Origin of the sequence: Paenibacillus sp. WLX2291 (assembly GCF_046603665.1) — a bacterium.
GTDB lineage: Bacteria > Bacillota > Bacilli > Paenibacillales > Paenibacillaceae > Saccharibacillus.
The window spans coordinates 3,931,295-3,956,165 of sequence record NZ_CP176755.1; the positions used below are offsets into that span (position 1 = coordinate 3,931,295).

Below are 24,871 nucleotides of genomic sequence, written 5' to 3' on the forward strand. Positions count from 1 at the left end.
CTCCTCCTGAATCAGATATTCATTCAGATCAGCGATGGACGCATGATTACTTTGACGCCTTTTGGCAAATGTACCGCCACCAGTGCGCCCTGTTCGCCGTTTACTTTGACCCAGCCGAGACCGGAAATAAACACATCCGTCGGTTTGCCTTTGGGAATGCGCAGTTCGTGGCGCGTCCAAGCAGGCAATTCTGCCAGATGTTCACGAGTCGGTGGAGCCAACATTTCGCCACCGTGCTGTGCAAACAGCTCATCCGCGCGCTCCAGCTTGGTGCGGTGGATATTCAGACGGTTGTTGATATAGAACGTAAAGGATTGACGTCCGCCTTCGATATAATCAAAACGCGCCATCGCTCCAAAAAATAGCGTTTGACCTTCGTTCAGCTGATATACCGCAGGTTTCAACGGTTTGTCCGGCATGATCGCTGCCAGATCCTTTTTGTTGACCAGCTCGGTATACCGAGTCTCGTATACGATACCTGGTGTGTCGATAATAGCGTGCCCATCATCTAACGGAATGTTAACGGTATCGAGCGTTGTACCCGGATAACGCGATACGGTCAGTTCTTCTTCCAGATCGCTATAGTCCGAGATTAGACGGTTGATTAGGGTCGATTTACCAACATTGGTTGCGCCGACCACGTATACATCACGATTCCCACGTAAAAATCCGACCACTTCTAGCAAACGGTCAAAGCCTGTATTTTGCTTAGCGCTGCACAGAATGATGTCTTCGACTTTCAGACCTAGCTCCTTGGCTTCCTTTTGTACCCAATTGCGAATCTTATTCCAGTTGGTTACTTTGGGCAGCAGATCGGTTTTGTTCACAGCCAGAATGACCGGGTTATTACCGACGAAGCGCTGCAAGCCTGAGATGACGCTGCCGTGAAAATCGAACAGGTCGACAATATGGATCACCAGTGCGTCTTGATCTCCTACCTGGCTGAGCAGGCGTAAGAATTCGCTCTGATCGACCGTCACTGTCGACGATTCATTGTAGTTGCGTATACGGAAACAACGCTGACATAGGAGCGGCGTACGCTCCAATGCCTGTGCCGGGATATACCCCGGTTGTTCCGGTGATTCCATTTGCAGTTGGATTCCGCATCCACTGCATTTGCTTCCAGCGGTCAAGCCGCTTTGTTCTGTCATTTATTGCGTTCCTCCTCGGCCCATCGGCCTTTTTTACGAAGTCTTTGCCGTGCCAGCCGTTCTACCTGACGATTAAACTTTGTACGCCAGCCTTCTTCATTCAGCGCGATCGGCAGCACCAGAACGGTGAATAAGCCCAGTCGGTTGCCGCCATACACATCCGTCAGCAGTTGATCCCCTACAACGATCGTCTGATCATCGCGGCAGTTCATCAATTTCATCGCTTTACGGAACGGTGCATTGGACGGTTTACGAGCAGCATGTACAAACTTGATATCCAGCGGAGTCGCAAACAGGGAAACCCTGTTCATATTATTGTTGGAAACGATAATTAGTTCGAAGCCGTGTTTCTTGACTTTAGCGAACCACTCGATCAATTCTGGCGTCGCTTCCGGTGCACGCGCACCGACAAGGGTATTATCCAGATCGGTAATGATTCCCCGATACCCGTCCGCATACAACTTTTCCAGATCAATATCGAATACCGTATTTACATGTAATTTTGGAATCAGCATTTCAAACAAGCTTTATTCACCTCGATTTCATACGACAAACTATACCATAAATTTAACCACTCTGACAAAAAGAAACGCCGCAAAAGCGGCGCTATTTCAAAGCTTATGCAAGTTTTATTCCCTGCTGCGCCAAGCGGTGCAGCACATCGTACAGACACAATCTTCATTATACTACTTTGCAGTGTGATTGCGCCATATTTTTCGTAAATCGTGTACATATTGCTTCATTTGCTCATATTCCGCTTCGCCTACTATATCAGGGCTGTACTTCGCACGCTCAAACAATTGCAGCAGCGAATCCAGTAATGGCGCCATCTCCGGCTTCATCTCGCTCCAGCGCGAGACCGATTCACGCAGCGTTTCGTGCGGTTCACGATCCATGCCGTGGCGTTTCATCCACGATAGCCAGCGCTTCGCTTCAGCGAGTATTTGCTGCTGAGGTGTTTGCGGCTCGCCGTAGCGCATTTTGATATAAGCGGCTTTCAGCTGGCGACGATAACGGAAAGCAAGAAATCCGAACCATGCGGCAACGAGTAAGCTGGCTGTCCACACTACAGCCGCGGGTACGGTAGCATCATTTGCCTGTACCGGTGTATCTGCCGCGTCTTCTTCTGGTGTTTGCTCCGGCTCTTGCGCCTGTGGCGTTTGTTCTTCCTGAGCTGGCGTTTGCACTGTTTCCGTCAGCAACGGCATATCAAAGCCCGGTGTAGCTTCTACTGGAATCCAGCCATATCCGGCAAAATAAATTTCTGCCCACGAGTGCGCATCTGCATTCGTAACGGTATATTCAGTTGCTCCGTTAGGGAAATAATCGCTCGTTACATAACCGGATGCCTGACCCGGTGCATAACCTTTAACCCAACGTGCCGGAATATCTAGCGAACGTGCCATCATGACCAATGCAGTGGAATAATAATCACAATACCCTTCCTTCACCTCAAATAAGAAGCTGTCGACAAAGTCACTGCTTTTTTTGCGGGAAAGATCAGGGTTATTCGTGTACGTGTAGTTATTTTTCAAATACGATTGCAACAGCTCAATCTTGCGATACGGTGTATCTGCTGATGCTGTCACATCTTTTGCCAGATCTTTGACACGCTGCGGAAAATCGGTCGGCATTTGTAAATACGGTTCAAGCGAACGTCCCTCGTACAGCTGGTTGTAAGTCTTGCTTTCCAATTCCTTGACTGGCACAACTGGTACTTTAGAAACAAGCGAATACGATTCTGGATAATTGCGATTCTGCCTTGTACGGCTCCAATGGATTTCGCCGGAATTGCTGCGCCAGTCCAGCTGATCCGTATCATTGCCACCGTTAATACTATCGATGCGCGCAATTGTATAGGCACCGAACAATACTGGATACGTCGTGCTCTGATCGCTCAGCATTTTGACCTGCTGTTTGACGGTACGAGTCTCTGCATCTGTCGGCTGTTCTTCCATCGACAAATTCTCTCCCGCTTGCACTGCATCCAGATCACGCCAGCTATTACTAGAACGATCAATCCAGCCAGTACCGGAATAAGCAAGTCTCGTCTCACCGCGCCAGTAACTACGACTCGTCGTGCTAATAGTCATGACCGGTGTATAGTCAAAGTTAAAGCCACCACCGAGATTGGAATCTTCCCGACTATAACCGGAAGAAGCTCCCTGTCCATCCAGCGGATTGCTACCATTGACGGTAATAACCGATTCGCCGCGCCAATTTTTCCACGCGGTATATGGATCTTTGAGTGTCGGCTGTACCTCTGGCATATTCACTCCTGCCAGCAGAATGATCGAGAAGATCACCGCAACATTGAACATGATTTTTAGCGGATAGCGACGTAGATGACGCCATCCTTTGGGAAATCGTTCTTGAAAATAACGAAAATGATTGCTAACGAGCCAGCCCATCCCGGCAAATACAACCCACGCGACTTCTTGCCACAGTGGAGTTGCCGTAAATGAATCCAGAATCGCCAGCGCTACAATGTTGGTGCCGACAAACATAATAATCGCACGGCGTGATGTACCGATACGTGCCGATACTTCCAGCAGCACCCATGCTGCGACGATAAACCAAATATACGAGCGCAAGGCGCCGATAAACTCTTCCAGATTATCAGCTAGCCCGCTACTACCTTCCCAAGTGAAAATCCCATATACATGCATGGAATAGTACACAACTGCAATGACAGCGACCAGCTTCACCAGCAGCCGATACCACGCGCTGACCGGTAAAATAATATCGGTAATCGCAACAGCCAGCATCGTACCTAGCACCAGCATTGTCGTCTCGGTATACCAGATACTGTCCGCATATTGAATCCACTGATAGGCGATAATCAATACCCACAGCAGGCATAATGAATAGTACCAGGAGCTGCTAATTCCGCTCCACCATTTCCTCATCAGGCTCTCCCCCCTAACACCACCGGCAATTGCTCCAGATCATGAACCGGGTAACAGGCTGCTCCGCGTGCGCTGGCATCCATATTCCATTCCCGGGCGATATGATTGTCACTTTGCTGCTGACTTTCTACCAGCAGTTGTACCGGCGTCATCTGCCGCATACGAGCAAACTGGAACACTTCCCACGCCTTCTCACCGGTCAATGGACTGATCAGCACAAACAGCGATCCAGATGGGAAGCTGCGTGCCCCTTTTTCCAATCCTTCCAGCAGGTGCTGTTGTCCATCTGCCTTAATATCAACTAGATGAATCTGCATCCGGTGCCAATCTGCCGAATGATCCGACGGTAAAAAGATGTCATTCTGCGCACCAATCGTAAATAGACCCATGCCCATGCGTTCACGCGCACCATACTCCAGCATAGACGATGTGACCGATACCGCCAATTCAAAATGATCGCCGGATTCATAATGATCCGCCGTCGCATCTAGTACGAGAATGGTACGTGGCAACGATTCATGCTCAAACTCCTTGGATTTCCAAATCCCGGTACGCGCCGTCGCATTCCAGTGAATCCGCGAAATCCGATCGCCATACACATAGTCGCGCACCCCGTTGATCTGATTCGTTTCGGGGCGCGACATCAACTGCGAAGTCTGTTGACCACCAAGCCGCGAATGACGGGAACCCATTTCCCAGAATGGCACGAATACGGTTCGTGGCAAGACGAGAAATTCACCTGGCGCATTGAACTTGCCGCGATTTTCTAGCAGACCAAATATATCTTCACTGATGCACTCCGTACCATAGAAACGGTATCGTCCGCGTTCTAGCGGCGGCGTCTGAAACAACAGCTCGCCGCGACCTCGCATGCTAGGCATCAGACTTTCTTCAAATGACCACGATTCTCCATTATGACGTTTCAATGTCTCACGGATAATGACATACGGCAGTGGTAAAAACCCTGGAATACTGACATCCAGACGTACTTGCACCTGATCGCCAGCATGGATAATGCCACCTTCTTCACCATCGATAGACAAATAACGGCTGCCCCGCGCGCGTCCGACACCGCGAAAGCCGCCGCCAATCAAATATAGCGACAACAGCGTAACCATCGAGAACAGCATGATTGAAGTTTTGCCACCTTGAAACAGTACATAAAACAGACAACCGATCCAGACGATAATGACAAGCCAAAGCTTAGACGGCTGACGCTGCCAATTCAGATTCAACCGCAAATACGAGAATAAGGCTCTCATATGTTTACTGCCCTACCGATACCGGAGCTGTAATCTGCTCCAAAATCTGCTGCATGACTCGCTCCGCACTCATCCGCTCCATCCGCGCTTCCGGACGCGCGAGAATCCGATGGGCAATCACATAAGGCGCCAGCTTCTTCACATCATCCGGCAATACATAATCGCGCTCATGAATGAGTGCATACGCTTTGACTGCCATCATAAAGGACAACGTCGCACGTGGGCTCGCACCAAGCAATACAGAGCGATGCTCACGCGTCGCGCGAATGATACTCACCAGATAATCACTTACTGATTCGTCCATATGCACAGCACGAATCTCCTGCTGAATGGCAGCGATACTTTCCATATCTGTAACGGGCTGCAAGCGATCTACCGGATGTCCGCTCACATTACCTTGCTGTTTTAGCAAATTCTTCTCGGTTTGCTCATCAGGATAACCGATCGTAATCTTCATCATAAACCGATCCAGCTGCGCTTCTGGCAGCATATACGTGCCTTCAAAATCAATCGGATTCTGCGTCGCACATAGCATAAACGGATGCGGCAGTGGATGAGTCTCACCGTCTACCGTTACATTGCGTTCTTCCATAACTTCTAATAGAGCGGATTGCGTCTTGGTTGTTGCGCGGTTAATCTCATCCGCCAGTAGAATGTTAGTCATAACAGGACCTGGGCGGAAGTAAAACTGCTCGTCTTTGGGATGGAAAATAGACACCCCTGTAATATCACTCGGCAACAAATCGGGATTGCACTGAATACGGCGATACTGCCCGCTCATCGATTTGGAGAGTGCTTTGATCATCTGCGTCTTGCCTGTGCCTGGCACGTCCTCAATCAGAACATGACCACCAGCCAGCATTGCGGTCAGCAGCAATTCAATTTCAAATGATTTTCCTAATATGCAAGCTTCCAGATTGGATTTGACGTCCGATATGACCTGCATGGATTCCTTACGTACCGGCATATATCAAAAACCTCCTACCTCGGGTTCATAATTCCAAGTTGCATCGTCCAATCTTACGGATGATGTGTGCTGATTTTAACACATGGTGGTGCGGATTCATAAATTTACACTGTATCGCTCGTTCGCAATCGTCCGCTAACGGCGCACTCGTTCACTGCATTCCCGTGTAATCTCCATTATATTGTACATGAAGCAGGAAGCAGAGTCACTTTTACATGCAATTCGAGCAGTTACAGCTTGCTGTGCAAATGAAGCCAACAGTTGGACTTTTAAAGGGAGTGGGTTCATACTATGATGAGTTATTCCATCTGAAGGAGTGAGCATCGTAATGGATGAACAGACGCTTCGCCTGTTTCAACAATTAACTGAGTTTCCAGCGGTATCCGGTTTTGAACGTGAATTACGTCAGTGGGTCAAGGAGCAGATGTCCGCTTACACTGATGAATTCGTACAGGATCGTCTCGGAAGCTTATTTGGCGTGCTTCGGGGTAAGGAAACCGGACCGAAAATAATGGTTGCCGGTCATTTTGATGAAGTGGGCTTTATGGTAACCGGAGTTACCGATCAGGGGCTAGTACGCTTCCAACCGCTTGGCGGCTGGTTCAGTCAGGTGGTGCTGGCACAGCGACTTGATATTATTGCCGATCATGGTGTGATTAAAGGAGTCGTCGGTTCTACCCCTACTCATCTGCTCAGCCCGGAGCAGCGTGCGAAACCGGTCGATATCAAGTCCATGTATATTGATATCGGTGCAGACGACCGTGCTGAAGCGGAGCAGATGGGTATTCGTCCCGGCTTGCAGATCGTTCCGGTCTGCGAATTCACTCCACTCGCCAATCCCAAGAAGATCATGGCAAAAGCGTGGGACAACCGCTATGGCGTCGGACTAGCCATCGAACTGCTGCAAGCATTGCATGGTGAAAGCTTTAGCGGAACGGTATACGCTGGTGCTACCGTGCAGGAGGAGCTTGGTTTGCGCGGCGCACGTACCGCGACCCAGCTGATCCAGCCGGATGTATTTTTCGGATTGGATTGCAGTGCCGCCAACGATATGACCGGTGATCGTAATGCGTTCGGTCATCTGGGCAAAGGAGCATTGCTGCGTATTTACGATCCGACCATGTTTACCCATCGCGGCATGGTAGAGTACATTCAGGATACCGCCAGCACGCATCGTATTCCTGTACAATATTACATTTCTCAGGGCGGCACGGATGCAGGTCAAGTTCACCTGAGCGGAATCGGTATCCCTTCCAGTATTATCGGCATTTGCGGACGGTATATCCATACATCTTCTTCTATTATTCATACCGATGATTACGACGCTGCCAAAGCACTGCTCATCGAGTTGGTCAAAGGTATGAATTCGTCGACCTATCAGACGATTCTTGATCGCGCCTGAAGCACACTTCCGTACCTTCGTTCCTACTACATTGCATCCTAAATGAATACTATATCCGTAAACTACAGCATCCGTAATTCACAATGAGCGCGTGATGCTCAGTCTACCCAAACCGGATGTTTTGTCTGGCGGCTATGCCCATTATGTGTTCCTACCGAAATCACATAATGGGCATAGTCGCCTTTTTGTACATGTATTATTCTTTATTCAATCTGACACATCTGCAAATGCCTGGTGTATTACTAATTCATAACCCGGCAGTTCTACGCTTTAATCCTGTCGTGACGCGGCAAAAGCGATATTTCTTAAAAAAATTGTAACCTTTTGCTCAGAATGCACCCATCACCTGCAAACTGTTCCGTATATTAACATATTTCATGCACGATTGCGTCCATAGCGCCTCTTATCCATCATTTGATCGCCAATACTCATGCACCTACTCCTGTATACGCACAACTCCCCCAAAAAGTTTTGTGAACATTATCGAGATACAGTTTACAATGTATACGCATTATGCTAAATCGGCTGGTGATTCTATTGGATGAATAGGAACTACTTACTATCACATTTACTATTTTTCCATTCATTTACTGGTCTTCCTTGTTGTTAAAATAAGAATTTTTGACGGTTATCACACCTACATAACTGTACTATACTGAACATATCGAAAGGAAATCTTCTACTTGCTCTAGCTTATTCATAATCATTCATCTACCACTCTTCATACTACATTACAAAGTTCACGGCGATGGCTTCTTCATATCTAACAATTGCCGTACAAGTTTCAACATTTTTGACCGGCACTTCTCCGTTTTTGCCGCCTGGCAACGAAATACCGGTTTATGCAGTTGAGTCATCCTGTTGTATGTAATGCCCTTTCGTAAAATCAGAATCTTCCCCCATGCTGCTGCCCGGTACCACCCCCGGCACACGGGCAGTACTTTCTTTTCAGCCTCATCCAGTAAACATGTGTTTACCTGTCTACTTCATTTCTACTGTATCTCTACTTTCATGATCCGCTTGATCTGCTTCGATTATATTCATCTACATTCATCGTTATTCCCTCTGCAAGACTGCTTTTGCCTCATTGGCATCTTCACCCTTTCCATTCTCAATTTATATAGGCAAAGAGATCTACCAGTTATTTAGCATTTCAGAAATTAGCATGTTAGTTACAAAAATCGTAAGTCTTTTTACTCATAAGGCTAACTATCTAAATTCATCACGCTCTACACCTACTATAAATATTAAAAAAGTCTTTAACGAGTAGACTTTTCACTATAAATTGTTGCGGAAATCGTCGTATTTTGTTTTTAATTAACCAATTTTATCTATAAATATTAATAATTAGAGCGGTTTATCCGACAAAATAACTATCGCATTTAGTCCTACCTTATAACAACTAATGGAGAATGAATATAAGCCCATAACTATAGCATCCGGGAAACCACCTTCAGAGAGGAAGTTTTATAATGTTTCGTACAAAATCCATCGCGACTTTATTTTTGATGGGGACACTGATCACTGGATCACTTTGGTCTCCACATGCAGCACAAGCTGACCGTCTTGCCAACGGTTCTGTCATTACTACATTAAGCAGCGGACAAACGACCAATACTGGTCTGAATCTATATGTAGACGGATCGGTCGCCACTGGTGGCGATGGCAGCAAAGGCACTCCGTTCAAAACGATGACACAGGCGCGTGACGCCATTCGTGCCAAAAAAGGATCATTGCCTGTTGGCGGTATTACTGTCTGGGTTAAAGGCGGCACCTACAAATTCCCCTATACCTTCGATTTGAACGCTTCCGATTCTGGCTCCGCTGGTAAAACAATCGTCTACCGCACCTATCCAGGTGAAAAGGTTGTTCTGTCTAATGGCGTATCCGTTGATCCTTCCCTCTGGCAACCGCTGAATAGCGCAGCAGCTCAACGTGTCAATCCCAAAATTAATGCTTCCAATCTGGTCGAGCTGGATGTGAAATCACTCGGTCTGAGCAATGTGAACGGTTATCCAGGCGGTACTTCCTTTTCGGACAAATGGGGAATCATCGACCTGATCGTTAACAATGAACGCCAACCCGTTTCCCAATGGCCAAACGCTGATGAAGAAGTAGGCAATTCACGCGGTGGCTGGACAACAGCAAATGGTTCGGCTGACGCTAGTTCCTTCTATTACGGTGAAGATGGTATTCCTGCTGATGGTGATACCGAAGACGCACTGAATGCAGACGGTACGAACCGCGCAGAACGCTGGCAGAGCAGTATTAATGCAGGTCATGATCTGTATTTGCAAGGTTTCTGGAGAACAGCATGGGCACCTGTCATGAGTAAAGTAAAAAGCGTCAACACCTCCGAAGGTAGCATCACCTTGCTGGATATGCCAGCTGGCGGTATGGGCGATAAATTCAGTAAACAAATCGTCGGCTCCAATCCTGTTTACCGCGTCGGTAGTGGTAAAGAAGAATGGCGCGCACTGAACCTGCTGGACGAAATTGACGAGCCTGGCGAATGGGCGCTTGATTTCAAGGATGGCAAAGTCTACTACTATCCAAAAGACGGCACTGACATGAGTACCAAAAACGTCGAAATCGCCGACAAACCAAGTGCAGTTGTCAAATTGACCAACACCTCTTACGTTTCCTTCTTCGGCTTCAATGTAGAAGATAGCCTGACCAACGGCATCGATATGCAAAATAGTCATCATATCACCATCGCTGGTAACACGATCCTCAACGTGGGCAACGGCGGCATCATCGACACTGGCGGTTACTCCAATATGATCAAAAGCAATGACATTTACGATACTGGCGGCTTCGGCATTAGCGTTGGTAATGAAGGCGACCGTATGAAATTGACTGCCGCCAACACCCGTATTACCAACAACCATATCCACAACATTGGCGAACATGCCCATCTGGCAGGCATCGTCATCCGCGATTCGGTCGGCATCTGGGTCGATCACAACCTGATTCATGACGTACCGCGCGACGCTATCCGTTATGAGCGCAATAACAACCTAACATTCGAGTTTAACGAAGTGCACAATACCGCACTCGAAGAAACCGATACTGGTGCATTCTATACTGCTCAGGACTGGTCGTCGTATGGCAATGATCTGCGTTACAACTTTATTCACCATAACCGCCGCTCCAATGGTTTCTATGCCGACGGTAGCGATGCCGGTGATAACTACTACAACAATATTATTCAAGGTTCCGACCGTGCGATCCAATTGAATGGTCATCATAATATTGCCAAAAACAACGTCGTGATTGCATCCAACAGTGTACGTATTGAGAACCGCAGCGATACGAAAGATATGTCCGAGATTGTATCGAGAAGCTATGGCGTAACCAGTACGTTTGCCGATACGCTCCTGTCCAAAAATCCAACATCCGGTGTATGGATGGATTATGCAGCCAAGCTCAAAGCGAAATACGGTTATACCGACAACCTGTGGACAGATATTCTAAACCCAGCATGGCGTCCTGAATACTCCAATGGTTCAGCCATTACGAACAATGCGCTAGTTCAAGTAGGAACAATCATTAAACCGAAATACGGTAACTACGCTGTTAGCGATAATAATGTGATTGATACGATCGCCGCAGGCAGCTTCTACAATTACAATCAGATGGATCTGCGTTCCAAAAATGCACAGGTATTGGCGAAATTCCCGAACCTGAACAGCATCTTCCCACAAATCGGTCTGCAACAAGACGCGTACCGTATCCGCGTCGTCACTCGTGCAGAAACCGGCGGCTTGACTAACCACTGATTCACCCAATTTTATATAGCCCGGCATTCCCACAACGCCAGGCACCCAACCGGACTGGATCATCCACAGTCCGGTTTTCTTTTGCAGAAAATCTACTATTGTAAGCGTTCGCCTCCCTCTACTGCATACCAATTCATAACAAACTCCACTTCCAAAAAATTGACACTATGGTTCCAGCCTCCCTATACTGACTGTAAAAGGTCTTTTAAGGGAGGTCAGGCATCAGAGGTGAAAAATCTTCGCTACACCGCACTTTCAGCTGGTCTGATATTGCTTCTACTTTTTCCTTTATGGCGACAGGGATTTGGTGATAACCGCCAGGGTGCACTGGAAAGTGGTCCTGATCACAATACACCGGTCAATCTGTATGTAGACGGTTCTGCCAATGCCGCACAGCAAAATGGCAGCAAGCAGCATCCGTATACAACCATCGAGGCAGCTCGCAACGATATCCGTCAGATGAAGCGTCCACTACCTCAGGGTGGTGTAACCGTCTGGGTCAAAGGCGGACAATATAATCTGGATTCTACGCTAAACTGGACGGCTGATGATTCAGGCACAGCTGCGTCACCGATCATTTATCGTTCGATGTCAGGTGAAAAGGTCAGTCTGACGAATGGCAAAACAGTTAATCCGTCCGATTGGCAACCGCTTGATGCAGCTGCACGCAGTCGGGTCAATCCGGCAGTCAAACCAGATCAGCTTGTACAATTAGACGTACGCAAGTTAGGCTTCAGCAACAGTACCGGGTTTGCCGGTGGCGATTATTTTACTGAGAAATGGGGAATATTACAGCTTATCGTTAACGATGCCATGCAGCCGATTTCACAATGGCCAAACCGCAATGATGCAACCGCAGGGTTGCGTGATGGCTGGGCAGTTGCATCGGGAATATTGAATCAACGCTCGTTCTTCTATGATCCTTCGCAAAATACAGATAATAGCGCCGAAGGACGGATGGTACGCTGGCAAAAAGCAATCGCCAGTGGGCATGATGTATATTTACAAGGATTCTGGCGCACTGTATGGAGTCCCGTCACGATCAAACTCAATCAGATTGAAGAAGGCTCACGCACCTTACATCTGTCTCAGACACCAGCAGGTGGGATCGGCTCCAAATTCAGCGCCGCTGCTGACGAATCGTCCAATGACAATCCGTATCGGGTAGGTGACGGTAGTGAAGAATGGCGACTGCTGAATCTGTTGGAGGAAGTGGATCAGCCCGGCGAATGGGCGCTCGACTTCAAAGATGGCAAGCTGTATTACTATCCTTCCCAGCCGTTGAAGGATTCGACTGCTGTGATCGCCGACAATACCGATCCGATTCTCAGTCTCAAAGGTGCTTCTCATCTGAAATTTATCGGCTTTGACATTAAAAATGGTATGGGTAACGGAATCACGATGCAAAATACGAATCATATTACACTGGCTGGTTTGACCATCCATAATATGAGCAATGGCGGCATTACCGATATCGGTGGTACCAGCAATCTGATTCAAAGTAATGATGTGTATGACACCGGTAGCTTTGGCATTAGTGTGAGCAAAGCGGGGAATCGTGAGAAGCTACAAGCTTCCAATACACGTATTACGAACAACCATATTTACAATACGGGCATTCTCGTTCATCTGGAGCCGCTCATTATCCGCGAATCGGTCGGTATGCGCATTGATCACAATCTGCTGCATGACGTGCCGAAAGATGCCATTCGTTATACGTATAGCAACAAGCTGTTATTTGAGTATAACGAGGTTCATAATACCGGGCTTGTCGAAGGCGATACCGGGGCATTTTACACCGCTCAGGATTGGTCTTCGTATGGCAATGTGCTGCGTTATAATATGATTCATCATAACCAGCGCTCGAATGGTTTCTATGCAGATGGCGGCAGCAGCGGCAATACGTATCAGAATAATATTATTCAGGATACGAAGCGCGCCTTTATTATTGAAAATGGTCATCATAATGTAGCGACCGGCAATCTGCTGATCAATGCCAATACGATGGAGATTAACGACCGCTCCTCTTCCCTGGATTACAGCCTTAACAGTACGTATGCCAAACTGCTGCGCAGCTTCAAGCCAACCACAGGTGTGTGGAAAGAATATGGCGAAGCGCTAGGCAAGCAATATGGACTGAAGGGCAATCTGTGGAATTATATTTTGAGCAGCAATTGGAATCCGCAATATCCAAATGGCAGCAAGCTGAACAATAATGTGATCATTGGCAGTACAAGTATTAAATTGCCCAAAAAAGGCGATGTCGCTGCCATGGGTAATGCTACACTGAAAAGTGTGCAAAATGCTGGTTTTTACAATTACAGCAATCTAGATTTGCGTACAAATAACAGCACTATTTTGAAAAAGTTCCCTTCTTTGAACAAAGTAATTACTGAAATCGGGCTGTACAAAGACCAATATCGGGTGAATCCGATCACTCGCAACCAGTACGATGGACTTAGCAACCATGCAACCGATTAACTGTACGACTTTACGCTTGGTATAGTCTTCAAGACACACAGTGGCTATCATTCTGCCCGGCAACCTGTACCTTTTGCCGCAGCTTGGTAGCTCTTTGTGCGTTTAGACTTGACAGACTTTGATACGCTATGCTGAAATAGTTACAAAAAAGCAATCAAATAGTTAATTTTGTGAGACATATTTTACATTTATTGATACTTTCTATTTATTTTTGCTAATTTTTAGAAATTACTTTATGATAGGTTTGTAATTTGCACCAATTTCACATTCTTCATACAGCCATAGTCAATCATTCCATAAGGGAGGTGATGGCACAATCAATGGATACGGCATGGCTACCTTGCATCATGACGGGGCACAATGCACCCGACGACCTGCATGCACAGAGAATGGAGGGAAATCATACAAATGAATAAGCTAAAAACGTTCCTATCGCTGACTACGATTGTTGCATTAAGCAGTACGCTGGCATTCCCGGCACCCTATGCAGCAGCCGATCAGGTCAACAATCGTGAAGTGGTCACTCTAGATAGCGGCCCAACGGTCAAAACAGGGCTAAATCTGTACGTCGATCCATCCGGTAGTGACTCTAGCGGAGATGGCAGCAAAGATAAACCGTATGCCACTTTGACCCAAGCGCGTGATAGCATTCGTGCTCTGAGCGGAAAGCTACCCACTGGTGGCGTTACCGTCTGGGTCAAAGCAGGCGAATACGAGATGTCCAACTTTGAACTGACAGCACAGGATTCTGGAACAGCTGACAAACCGATCATTTACCGCACCTATCCGGGTGAGCAGGTGACGCTGACAAATGGCGTACACATCTCTCCTTCCGACTGGGAGCCGCTTAGCAAAGATGCAGTGGCACGTGTCCATCCGGATGTGTACGCGGATGATCTATACCAACTGGATGTGCAAAAGCTAGGGCTGAAGCACATCAATCACTTTTCCGGTGGTACGTCATTTACCGAGCAATGGGGCATTATTGATCTGATTGCGGATGGTGTACGTCAACCGATCTCACAGTGGCCGAATCCGGGGGAATCGGTAGACAAACACCGTAAAGGCTGGACGACTGCCAACGGCTCTGCTGATGCCAAATCGTTCTATTATGGCGAAGGCGGTATTCCTGAGAATGAGGATACAACCAATACGCTGGATCTGGACGGCACGAAGCGAGCAGAACGCTGGCAACAATCACTGGAAGACGGTCATCCCCTGTATCTCAAAGGGTTCTGGCGCACCGTCTGGAGTCCCATTACCAGCTCCGTACAAGAAATTGATACGAAGCACCATGTGATCACACTCAAAGATATTCCAGATGGCGGTATGGGCTCCAAATGGAGCAAAGCTGTAGAAGATTATCGTTCCAGCCTTAGCGCCCCTATCGTCAGCAAGGAGACGGCAGCTACCGAGACGACCGCTGCGTCCGAAGATGACTCGCTGCATGATGATACAGATACATCTAGTAAATCGTATCTCGTGTACAAAGATGGTGGTGCGGCTCAGTCTATGTCTCTGAAGGAAGAACAAAGTGACGACTCCCTGCTCGAAACGAAAACATCCAGCCCCGAACAGGACGCTGAAGACGCAGAACCGATCAAGTTGACGGATCAAGGCACGGATGTATCTTCCGCCACTTATGACGATTCATCCTCTTCGCCGGTTCGCGATCTGAGTGAGACGTCAGTCACTTCGGATGCCTACTCCTCTTCATCTGTCCAAGACGATGTGTACGATAACGCATCTGTCAGTGATGATACGTATGACACACCGTACGTCGCCAAAGTACGCGCCCCTTATCGTATCGGTTCTGGTACGGAAGAATGGCAAGCACTGAATTATTTGGACGAGATTGATCTGCCGGGCGAATGGGCACTTGATTTCAAAGATAAAAAGCTGTACTACTATCCAAAAGGCAGTCTGGATGATCTGAACATCATTATCGCCGACAATGAAAATCCGGTCGTTGCGTTCAACGGTGCATCGTATGTGCAACTGAACGGCTTTACCTTTGAAGGTAGTATGGGGAACGGAATTGAGCTGAATCAAGCCGATCATATTACACTGGCAGGTAATACGCTGCGTAATCTGGGGAATGGCGGCATTCTGGATGTTGGCGGCAAGAACAATCTGTTCCAGAGCAACGACATTTACGAAACCGGCGGCTTTGGCATTAGCATTAACAAATCCGGCGATCGTAAAACGCTCACCCCTGCCAATAGCAGAGTTACCAACAACCATATTCATCACGTCGGCGAACTGACTCATCTGGAGCCGATTCTTGTACGTGAGTCAGTTGGTATTACGTTTGACCATAATCTGCTGCACGATGTACCAAAAGATGCAGTCCGTTATGTGTACAGCAACAATCTGACGTTTGAATACAATGAGGTGCACAATACATCGCTAATTGAGGGCGATACGGGCGCGTTCTATACCGCTCAAGATTGGGCATCGTACGGTAACGTGCTGCGCTACAACTTTATCCACCATAACAAGCGTTCCAACGGCTTCTATTCCGATGGCGCGGACAGTGGAGATAATTACAAGTACAATATCGTACAAGGTTCTACCAAAGGCATTTTGCTAAACGGGCATGATAACATCGCTTCAAACAATCTGGTCGTCGATTCCAATATGATTCAGGTCGATCAGCGCGGTGATAGCAAAAGTCATGGCGTGAACAGCATCTTCGCGGACCAATTGCGCGAGATGAACCCGGATAGCAATCCGTGGGCAAATTACGGCAAAGTGCTGCAAGATACGTATGGTTATGATCATACGTTATGGGATAGCATTCTTGATCCAGAATGGCACCCAGAATATCCAAACGGTACACGTATGACTGACAATATGCTAGTCAACACGCCGGATGTAGTAATTCCGAAAGTCGGCGATGTGAAAGTGGATGGGAACGACTCCATCAGCAGCGTAGCCGATGCACAGTTCTACGATTACAGCAAAATGGATCTGCGTACGGATAACGCCAAAGTACTGGCGAAATTCCCTGATCTGAATGAAGTTTTTCCGAAGATCGGGCTGTTGAAAGATGATTATCGGACGCGGGTCATTACGCGTGCGGAAAGTGGCGGCTTGTCGAATCACTAGGATGATGGTTTTAAAATGATGCTGCTGGGTTGCATCAATCACTCCGGGGAGGAATAAGGGGAACGGCTCCGGTGGAGTCACGAGAATCTACGGAATAGGAGTGACGGTAGATTCTCGCACCTCCAAAGTCGCCTTTTCCCCTTATTTCCTCCCCTCCGTTTTGAGCAACACGCATACATTTTGGACCCTGGAGATTGGGCAGCATAAGAGCAGGCAGTGACTTCATTTGGAGTTGCTGCCTGTTTTTTTATTTTTTTATTTTTATTTTTTGGATTTTGGATTGTTGGTTGATTTGTTTCGTTTAAGGGATGGGATTTGACTTGTTTGGGGGGCTTGGTTATTATTTGATGTATTATTTTATTATTTTGTATAGTTACTTTCTTTTATTTATTATTTTGTGGTGTGGTATTGCAAATGGAGTATAGGATGATATAATTATCTTAATATAAAGATTTTAAATGTAAGGCGATTTCGTTTTTGGTTTCTTGTTTATGTATGGATAGATGTTGTATTTATTTGCGCAGTTTGCGCGCAATGGATAGCGGTTGAGTTATAGGATTGTATTTACAATAGATGTCAATATACGCTATGTACTATTTGGAGGAGGATGAGGACAATGGAATTACTGGGTATTCATCATGTATCGATTATGACGGGCAAAGCGGAGAAGAATTTTGATTTTTATACGAAGGTGCTTGGTATGCGGCTGGTGAAAAAGGGCGTGAATCAGGATGATACGACGTCGTATCATTTGTTTTATGGAGATGCAGTTGCTTCGCCGGGGACGGAATTGACGTTCTTTGATTTGCCGGGCATTGGACCGAGTTATCCAGGTGTGTCGAGCATTTCGGCTTCCTCGCTGCGGGTTGCCAGTACTGAAGCCTTGGAGTACTGGTCGCGTCGGTTTGACGAGTTGAATGTCAGCCATGAGCCGATTCGTCAGCGCGCAGGACGGGATACGCTGGCATTTCAGGACTTTGAAGGTACGCGTATTGTGCTGGTAGCTGACAATAATGAAGAAGGTGTTGCACCGGGTCAAGCATGGGATGGTTCGGATGTGCCTGTGGAATACGGCATTCTCGGTCTTGGACCAGTAACCTTGACGGTTGCCAAACCTGAAAACACCGTGATGATTCTGAAAGAAGTACTGGGCTTCCGGTATCTCGATTCCTACCCTTCCCTTGCAGGCGAAGAGTATCTGGATGTACTGGTGTATGCAACAGGAGAAGGCGGCGCTGGTGCGGAAGTGCATATCGAAACGCGTCCTGATCTGCCAGTAGCCCGTCTCGGTCGTGGTGGTGTGCATCACGTCGCGTTCCGTGTACCGGATGAGGAGCAATACAATAAATGGGCGGACAAGCTTGCTCAACTCGGTATTCCCAACTCTGGTAAAGTCGACCGCCATTACTTCCGCGCGCTCTACTTCCGTGAGCCGAATGGTATTTTGTTCGAGCTGTCGACGGATACACCAGGATTTGATGTGGATGAATCGCTCGACTCGCTGGGTGAAACCTTGTCCCTCCCTCCATTTCTGGAATCACGCCGTACAGACATTGAAGCCAAATTGCGTCCATTGACGCTGGAAGATTAATTTAACTACTGCAATTCACTAACGGTTATTCTATTCTATAACCTTCTGTACTGCCTCTTCGCTCAAGATTATAATGGGCAAAGAGGCAGTTTTTCATTTATTCTCTAAACTACTCATAACATTATTGTACATAGTAAAGGAGACATACCTATTGGATCTCAAAACATACTTAATTCACTTTCAAGCTCTATCCCCTTTAGACAAGAAGAAAGAACTAGCGACGGTAGATATTCAAAACAATCTGATTGATCATATGCTTATACATATCGGCAGTCCAGATCCGCAATTACGCGATACATTCATTTATTCAACTTGGTGTGATTTGATCGGTTCCATAGATTGGTTATCTCAAGAACAGCTATTATATATTCTAAATAAGGTTACGGATGAACACCATTTGTTTTACAATATTGATCTTCCAACAAATGATAGTGTATTCACACGCTCCTTCTCTCTCCTCGTTATTCCATTATTGTTGGAGCATCACAAGCAGAAACCTTTTTTACCTACAGAGCAATTGAAGCAGCTTTGTGATACAGTTATTCGTTATTTGCAGACTGAACAGGATATTCGAGGGCATATCACTGATAAAGGCTGGGCACACGCAATTGCTCATGGAGCAGACGCGCTTGAATCACTAGCTTCCTGTTCTCTGCCATATGAGCAATATGTTCAAATCTTACATACAATCGGCGATGTAGTCTCACGTTATGAAACCTATACTCATTTGGAAGAGGAACGTTTGGCGACTGCCCTCACTACCTTACTAACTCAAAGTCGTCTACATAGCGATGACTGGAACCGCTGGCTGGATCATCTGATTCATTGGAAAATGACTTCACAATACGAACGTGAATATCAGCGCATAAGCAATGTGAAAAATATACTATCGAGCTTATATTTTCGGTTAGATCGTTCCGATGCGTTGAACCCTGCCCAGAATCCATGGATGGAGTCTATCAAGCAGCACATTCATCTGCTGATGAAGCCCGTATTGTAAATAGTTATATTCTTTGATGTGCCTAATTTTTTATGCTATTCCGTTCCCCTCCTCTTGACTGTCACGTTACGTTACAGACGATAATGAGACGCAGATCAAGTATAAAGGAGAGAATGACTATGAACATTACACCGCTTCGTTCCGATCGGATTTACCAACATATCATGCAAGCCCCTCTGGAATATAAAATAGAGCTATATCGACAGCAGATGCTGCGTCCCTTTATGCCCAAATGGCAAATACAGCACATCCCTTTTCAAAGCAGCGATCCCAACGGCTTTGATGTGATCCAAATGAGCAATATAACGAATATATCGCCTATACACATTACGCCCACTATTCATGACCAATTGGCTGCCATTTCTACTGATGACTTCTGGCAAGCCTGTCAGCAAGCAGTTCAGTCCAGTCTGAATGTGTTTATCCAGCAGGGCATTTCGCTTCCGGTATCTGACTATCTGTATACGATATGGCTGGGCGACAAGAACAGTCCCCTTATGCAAATCAACAATCATTTGTGCGGTGATGGCGGTATTCCGGGTTATATCATCGTCAATCTGGTGCCAAATGCTGATACGCTATCGCGCATTCCAGCGGTGCTAGCGCATGAATGCAATCACAATGTTCGGTATCAGTTTATCCAATGGGATCAGCATGTAACGCTAGGCGAGATGATTGTCAGTGAAGGGCTGGCGGAGAATTTTGCCGAATCGTTATACGGTATGAATATGCTAGGTCCTTGGGTCACACGCACATCAGCAAAGGTGCTGAATACTACCGTTAAACCGCTGATTCAGCCATATCTTCAGCTAACCGGATTTCAGCAATTTAGCCCGTATCTATATGGGGATGAGATTACAAGGATGCAGCAAGGAACACCGGTCGGTATGCCATATGCAGGCGGTTATGCTTGCGGCTATCATCTGGTACACTATTATTTGCGCCGTACCGGCATATCCATTGCGGAAGCAACCACATTACCCGCAAGCGAGATTCTTGCGGAAGTAGGAGAGTTCTGGCATGAAACAACAATTGTTCACGGTTCATGACATCGTCCAGATTACTGGCATTAGCCGACGCACGCTCCACTTTTACGATAGCATCGATCTGCTCAAGCCGAGCGAGCTGGCGGATAATGGCTATCGACGTTATAACCGAGATGCACTGACACAATTACAAACCATTTTAATGCTCAAGGATATGCAGTTTCCGCTCAAGCACATTGCCTCGATCCTACAGCTTCCGGCAACAGAGCAACAGCACATGCTCATGCAGCAGCGCCAGCTATTGGAGCAGCATAAGCAGCAGCTAAAGCATACCATCCAGCAGTTGGATCAGCGCCTTGCAGGCAAGCCATGGAGCGAATTACAGCGATCCCCTGATACATCTGTCAAATCATTACAGGATCAATATGCAGCCGAAGCTGCGCTCACGTATGGCAACACAACGGCATATAAGCAGTTTCAAGAGCAGCAAAGCGCCCTCTCCCCTGCACAGCAGCAGGAGCAGAACGAATATATCGCCAAGCAGATGAATGCTCTTTATAAGCAATTGGCAGAACAGATGGATGCACTACCGCAATCGCCCGCCGTACAGAATCTAATCCAGCAGTGGGCAGCCTTGTTGGCGATACAAATGCCGTGCGAGCCAGAGCTGCTGCGCTGTATTGCCGACACTTATATAGAGGATGAAAGGTTTGTTGATTATTTTGAAAGCTACGGAACAGACTTTGCGAGGTTCCTTCATGCTGCCATTACCGATTGGATTCAGCATATACAGACAGACTAAGCGCATTCCTTAGAACATAGACAGCATACCATTCATATATACGGACGCGTCCCTTTGTAAATCGGATTCTTTTGCTGCAAATGGGCAGGAAGCGGAATATCTGGGTCTGTGGAATTGGTATTCATATACGTATTGGGATACGCGTCCCGATACTGACTAGGTGTAATGCCCTCGATTGCCTTGAACAGCTTCATAAAGTACTTCTCGTCCTGAAAATGTAGCGTATAGGCAATTTCTTTAATCGAAGCATCTGAATGCAGTAGTAGCTCCTTGGAGCGACTGATTTTCATATCATTGATATATTTAAGTGTGCTGATTCCTAGCCGCTTGCGAAACAAGCGTGTTACATGATCTGGTGTATAGCCGAATTGTTCCGCCACCTCATGCACCGTGAGGTCGCCGCCAATATGCAGCTTGATCCATTCCAGCACCTGCCGGAAGCGGCGATCTCCACTATGCTCTTCTTGACTGTCTGTCATCTGCTCTATATATTGACGGGTCAATTCGATGAGCAGCCCTGTGACGGTGTAATCGGCAGCCAGATGACTATAGTGACGCGAATGAGCGATGTCCAGCAACTGCTGACACTGCATAAAGACCTTTTCCGGCTGATGTAGATTTAGAAATGTAGGCAGTAGAACGCTATGCGACAATGAAAACGAATTCCCGCTACCATCCAGCAAATGCGCTTCTTGATATTGCGCACGAACCTGCTGCTCGTCCACACATCTTCCCGCATCCTCGCTAAAAAAATGCAGCCAGTAAAATGAACTATCGCTACTAGACGGTGCATATCCGTCATGCAGCTGCCCCGGTCGGTAAAAGAGCATGTCCCCAGCGCCTACCGTATATCGTTGTCCCTCTACCTGAATATACAAACATCCACTAATGCCGATAATAACCTCATAATCCTGCTCCAAACTCAGCCGCTCATGATACCAGTTATCCTCGCAAACAAATTTACCTGATTTAAAATACGAAACCGGTTGTTTAACACTACTCTGCCAGATTTCTATACACATGCTGTTTTTCACCACCAAAAACACGATTTTATCGGTTTTATCAACCTACTAAACCTCTTATGATTTTCCTTGTAAGCGTTTTATCATTTTCGATGGATGTAACCTGTTCTCCTGCCTTTCTCTCCAAATAGTGGTTTATTGCATATACATATACCGCTTGGCATCCATCGCATTCAGGAGGTTTACTTATGATTACTCAGGCACAGAACAAACTTATCTATGAACATGGCAGTGAATATCTGGTGATCGAGCCATGGCTGGAGCATAGTGTGCGTGTACGCTCCACCCTGTATCCACAGCTGCAAGATGATCACAGTGCACTACTGGAATTGCACCAGCCGCAGTCTGCTAATATTCGCATTAAGGAAAATGGGTTTGGTTATTTGCATCATGGCAAGCTGACCGTCATTGTTGATCCGCACGGTAAGCTTACCTTTTTGAATCAGCATGGTGATATTTTGCTGGAGGAATACAGTCGGTATCGGTATGGCACGATTGCCGAGGAGGATGATATTACCGGTTATCGTAGTGATCGGCATTTTAATAGTGCCTTGAATATACCTGCACGTCAGTTTACGCCTTTGATTGGTGGCGATTACGGATTGACGGTACGCTTTGAAGGGGCAGCTAATGAGAAATTATACGGGATGGGGCAGTACCAGCAGCATATTTTGGATGTAAAGCACTGTACGCTAGAGCTTGCGCATCGCAATTCGCAGGCGAGTATTCCCTTTGCCTTGTCTAGTCTCGGCTACGGCTTCCTCTGGAACAATCCAGCGATTGGCGAAGTGACATTTGGCAAAAACCGCACCGAATGGCATGCACGCTCCACCAAGCAGCTCGATTACTGGATTACCGCTGGCGATACGCCGTCCGAAATCGTAGAGCGCTACGGTGAGGCTACCGGCAAGGTGCCCATGATGCCAGATTACGGAATCGGCTTCTGGCAGTGCAAATTGCGCTATCGTACACAAGACGAGCTGCTAGAAGTAGCCCGTGAGTATAAACGCCGCCAATTACCGATTGATGTAATCGTGATCGATTTCTTCCATTGGACCAAGCAGGGAGAATTTCGCTTTGATCCCGAATACTGGCCTGATCCGGCAGCGATGGTGCGCGAACTGAAAGAGATGAATATCGAGCTAATGGTATCCGTTTGGCCCACGATTGATAAGACAAGCGAGCATTTTGCAGAAATGTATGAACAGGGATTGCTTGTACGTACAGAGCGCGGTGTGAATGTCACAATGGAGTTTTATGGCAGCAGTGTCTTTTTTGATGCCACTCATCCGAAGGCAAGACAGTATGTATGGAACAAGGTGAAGCAAAACTATTACGATCTCGGTATTCGTATCTTCTGGCTGGATGAAGCGGAGCCAGAGTATACGGTATATGATTTTGATAATTATCGTTATTATGAGGGCAGCAATTTGCAGGTCGGCAACAAGTATCCGGCGATGTATTCCAAAACCTTTTATGATGGTATGACCGCCGAGAATCAAGAGCAGGTAGTCAATCTGGTTCGCGCCGCTTGGGCAGGCAGTCAGCGGTACGGCGCGCTCGTCTGGTCCGGTGATATTGATTCCAGCTTCCGTGCGATGCGCAATCAGCTGGCAATCGGGCTGAATATGGGCATTGCAGGCATTCCTTGGTGGACGACTGATATTGGCGGATTCCACGGCGGCAATCCGTCCGATCCCTCTTTTCGCGAATGTCTGATTCGTTGGTTCCAATTTGGCGTCTTCTGCCCGGTATTCCGGTTGCATGGTGATCGTGAGCCAAATGTGGGGTCGATTGGTTCTTCGGGCGGCGGTCAGTGCTTTAGTGGTAGCGATAACGAAGTATGGAGCTTTGGCGAGGAAGCATATCCTATTTTGACTGCTTATATGCATTTACGTGAAACGCTGCGACCGTATATTACTGATTTGATGCGACAAGCTCATGAAAAAGGCTCTCCGCTCATGCGTCCGCTCTTTTACGACTTCCCACAGGACACGTTCTGCTGGGAAACGGAAGATGTGTATATGTTCGGACACAGTCTGCTCATCGCACCAATTATGGAAGAAGGACAGCGCAGCCGCTCTATCTATCTGCCATCCGGTTCTGATTGGGTGAATGCGTGGACAGGCAACACTCATGCAGGTGGTGAGGTGGTACATACCGATGCACCACTGGCAATCACACCTGTATTTATTCGGCACACACAAGCGGCAGAATTGCAGCCACTATTTGCCGAAACTGTCGCCAGAATGAATTCTGAACAATCGTCCGTTTGATCTACTCGATATGAACAATCCATGTATGACAAAAAGAGACTGTACATCGCTACAGTCTCTTTTCTCGTTGGTTATGATCAGATCATGGATTCTAGCATCTATAGAAGACCAGCCAGAACAAGGATAGCA

At 47.1% G+C, this 24,871-nt stretch carries 15 protein-coding genes; 9 read left to right on the plus strand and 6 right to left on the minus strand.

Annotated elements, in window-relative coordinates:
* Positions 1-23: 23 nt before the first annotated feature.
* From yqeH to ACDE64_RS16810, 5 genes are all read right to left on the minus strand, one after another.
* Positions 24-1,151, minus strand: coding sequence for a ribosome biogenesis GTPase YqeH (gene yqeH / locus ACDE64_RS16790; protein ID WP_411347574.1), 1,128 nt, complete (start codon positions 1,149-1,151; stop codon positions 24-26).
* Complete coding sequence (locus tag ACDE64_RS16795) at positions 1,148-1,675, minus strand: YqeG family HAD IIIA-type phosphatase (RefSeq protein WP_411347575.1); 528 nt, start codon at positions 1,673-1,675, stop codon at positions 1,148-1,150. The genes yqeH and ACDE64_RS16795 overlap by 4 nt, the downstream gene beginning before the upstream one ends.
* 162 nt (positions 1,676-1,837) lie before the next feature.
* Positions 1,838-4,060, minus strand: a complete 2,223-nt coding sequence (locus ACDE64_RS16800; protein ID WP_411347576.1) for a DUF3488 and DUF4129 domain-containing transglutaminase family protein — start codon at positions 4,058-4,060, stop codon at positions 1,838-1,840.
* Positions 4,060-5,322 carry a DUF58 domain-containing protein gene (locus ACDE64_RS16805; protein WP_411347577.1) on the minus strand — a complete coding sequence of 421 codons (1,263 nt, stop codon included), beginning with the start codon at positions 5,320-5,322 and terminating at the stop codon, positions 4,060-4,062. The genes ACDE64_RS16800 and ACDE64_RS16805 overlap by 1 nt, the downstream gene beginning before the upstream one ends.
* A 4-nt stretch (positions 5,323-5,326) precedes the next feature.
* The gene (locus tag ACDE64_RS16810) at positions 5,327-6,289 is read right to left on the minus strand and encodes an AAA family ATPase (protein WP_411343255.1); all 963 of its coding nucleotides are present in this window, start codon (positions 6,287-6,289) and stop codon (positions 5,327-5,329) included.
* A 328-nt stretch (positions 6,290-6,617) separates the two neighbouring features.
* On the opposite strand from ACDE64_RS16810, the gene ACDE64_RS16815 reads away from it, so the two are divergent.
* The 8 genes from ACDE64_RS16815 to ACDE64_RS16850 all read left to right on the plus strand — a co-directional run bounded on the left by ACDE64_RS16815 (position 6,618) and on the right by ACDE64_RS16850 (position 21,444).
* A complete protein-coding gene (locus ACDE64_RS16815; RefSeq protein ID WP_411347578.1) occupies positions 6,618-7,691 on the plus strand; it encodes a M42 family metallopeptidase in 1,074 nt (357 codons plus the stop codon).
* A 1,472-nt stretch (positions 7,692-9,163) separates the two neighbouring features.
* Positions 9,164-11,473 carry a right-handed parallel beta-helix repeat-containing protein gene (locus ACDE64_RS16820; RefSeq protein ID WP_411343257.1) on the plus strand — a complete coding sequence of 770 codons (2,310 nt, stop codon included), beginning with the start codon at positions 9,164-9,166 and terminating at the stop codon, positions 11,471-11,473.
* A 228-nt stretch (positions 11,474-11,701) separates the two neighbouring features.
* Complete coding sequence (locus tag ACDE64_RS16825) at positions 11,702-13,954, plus strand: right-handed parallel beta-helix repeat-containing protein (RefSeq protein WP_411347579.1); 2,253 nt, start codon at positions 11,702-11,704, stop codon at positions 13,952-13,954.
* A gap of 408 nt (positions 13,955-14,362) precedes the next feature.
* Positions 14,363-17,065 carry a right-handed parallel beta-helix repeat-containing protein gene (locus tag ACDE64_RS16830; RefSeq protein ID WP_411347580.1) on the plus strand — a complete coding sequence of 901 codons (2,703 nt, stop codon included), beginning with the start codon at positions 14,363-14,365 and terminating at the stop codon, positions 17,063-17,065.
* Between the two features lie 616 nt (positions 17,066-17,681).
* Positions 17,682-18,656, plus strand: a complete 975-nt coding sequence (locus ACDE64_RS16835) for a ring-cleaving dioxygenase (RefSeq protein ID WP_411347581.1) — start codon at positions 17,682-17,684, stop codon at positions 18,654-18,656.
* 151 nt (positions 18,657-18,807) lie between these two features.
* The gene (locus tag ACDE64_RS16840) at positions 18,808-19,656 is read left to right on the plus strand and encodes a DUF2785 domain-containing protein (RefSeq protein ID WP_411347582.1); all 849 of its coding nucleotides are present in this window, start codon (positions 18,808-18,810) and stop codon (positions 19,654-19,656) included.
* 119 nt (positions 19,657-19,775) lie between these two features.
* Positions 19,776-20,705, plus strand: coding sequence for a DUF2268 domain-containing protein (locus ACDE64_RS16845; RefSeq protein WP_411347583.1), 930 nt, complete (start codon positions 19,776-19,778; stop codon positions 20,703-20,705).
* Positions 20,677-21,444, plus strand: coding sequence for a MerR family transcriptional regulator (locus ACDE64_RS16850; protein WP_411347584.1), 768 nt, complete (start codon positions 20,677-20,679; stop codon positions 21,442-21,444). The genes ACDE64_RS16845 and ACDE64_RS16850 overlap by 29 nt, the downstream gene beginning before the upstream one ends.
* Before the next feature lie 32 nt (positions 21,445-21,476).
* Here ACDE64_RS16850 and ACDE64_RS16855 read toward each other — a convergent pair whose 3' ends face one another.
* Positions 21,477-22,466: a helix-turn-helix domain-containing protein gene (locus tag ACDE64_RS16855; RefSeq protein WP_411347585.1), complete on the minus strand. Its 990-nt coding sequence runs from the start codon at positions 22,464-22,466 to the stop codon at positions 21,477-21,479.
* A gap of 188 nt (positions 22,467-22,654) precedes the next feature.
* On the opposite strand from ACDE64_RS16855, the gene ACDE64_RS16860 reads away from it, so the two are divergent.
* Positions 22,655-24,742: a TIM-barrel domain-containing protein gene (locus ACDE64_RS16860; protein ID WP_411347586.1), complete on the plus strand. Its 2,088-nt coding sequence runs from the start codon at positions 22,655-22,657 to the stop codon at positions 24,740-24,742.
* The last annotated feature ends 129 nt before the right edge of the window (positions 24,743-24,871 follow it).

Coding starts and splice junctions, on each gene's coding strand:
- yqeH (WP_411347574.1), bottom strand. CDS start 1,151: ATGACAGAACAAAGCGGCTTGACCGCTGGAAGCAAATGCAGTGGATGC.
- ACDE64_RS16800 (WP_411347576.1), bottom strand. CDS start 4,060: ATGAGGAAATGGTGGAGCGGAATTAGCAGCTCCTGGTACTATTCATTA.
- ACDE64_RS16805 (WP_411347577.1), bottom strand. CDS start 5,322: ATGAGAGCCTTATTCTCGTATTTGCGGTTGAATCTGAATTGGCAGCGT.
- ACDE64_RS16810 (WP_411343255.1), bottom strand. CDS start 6,289: ATGCCGGTACGTAAGGAATCCATGCAGGTCATATCGGACGTCAAATCC.
- ACDE64_RS16815 (WP_411347578.1), top strand. CDS start 6,618: ATGGATGAACAGACGCTTCGCCTGTTTCAACAATTAACTGAGTTTCCA.
- ACDE64_RS16820 (WP_411343257.1), top strand. CDS start 9,164: ATGTTTCGTACAAAATCCATCGCGACTTTATTTTTGATGGGGACACTG.
- ACDE64_RS16830 (WP_411347580.1), top strand. CDS start 14,363: ATGAATAAGCTAAAAACGTTCCTATCGCTGACTACGATTGTTGCATTA.
- ACDE64_RS16835 (WP_411347581.1), top strand. CDS start 17,682: ATGGAATTACTGGGTATTCATCATGTATCGATTATGACGGGCAAAGCG.
- ACDE64_RS16845 (WP_411347583.1), top strand. CDS start 19,776: ATGAACATTACACCGCTTCGTTCCGATCGGATTTACCAACATATCATG.
- ACDE64_RS16850 (WP_411347584.1), top strand. CDS start 20,677: ATGAAACAACAATTGTTCACGGTTCATGACATCGTCCAGATTACTGGC.
- ACDE64_RS16855 (WP_411347585.1), bottom strand. CDS start 22,466: ATGTGTATAGAAATCTGGCAGAGTAGTGTTAAACAACCGGTTTCGTAT.
- ACDE64_RS16860 (WP_411347586.1), top strand. CDS start 22,655: ATGATTACTCAGGCACAGAACAAACTTATCTATGAACATGGCAGTGAA.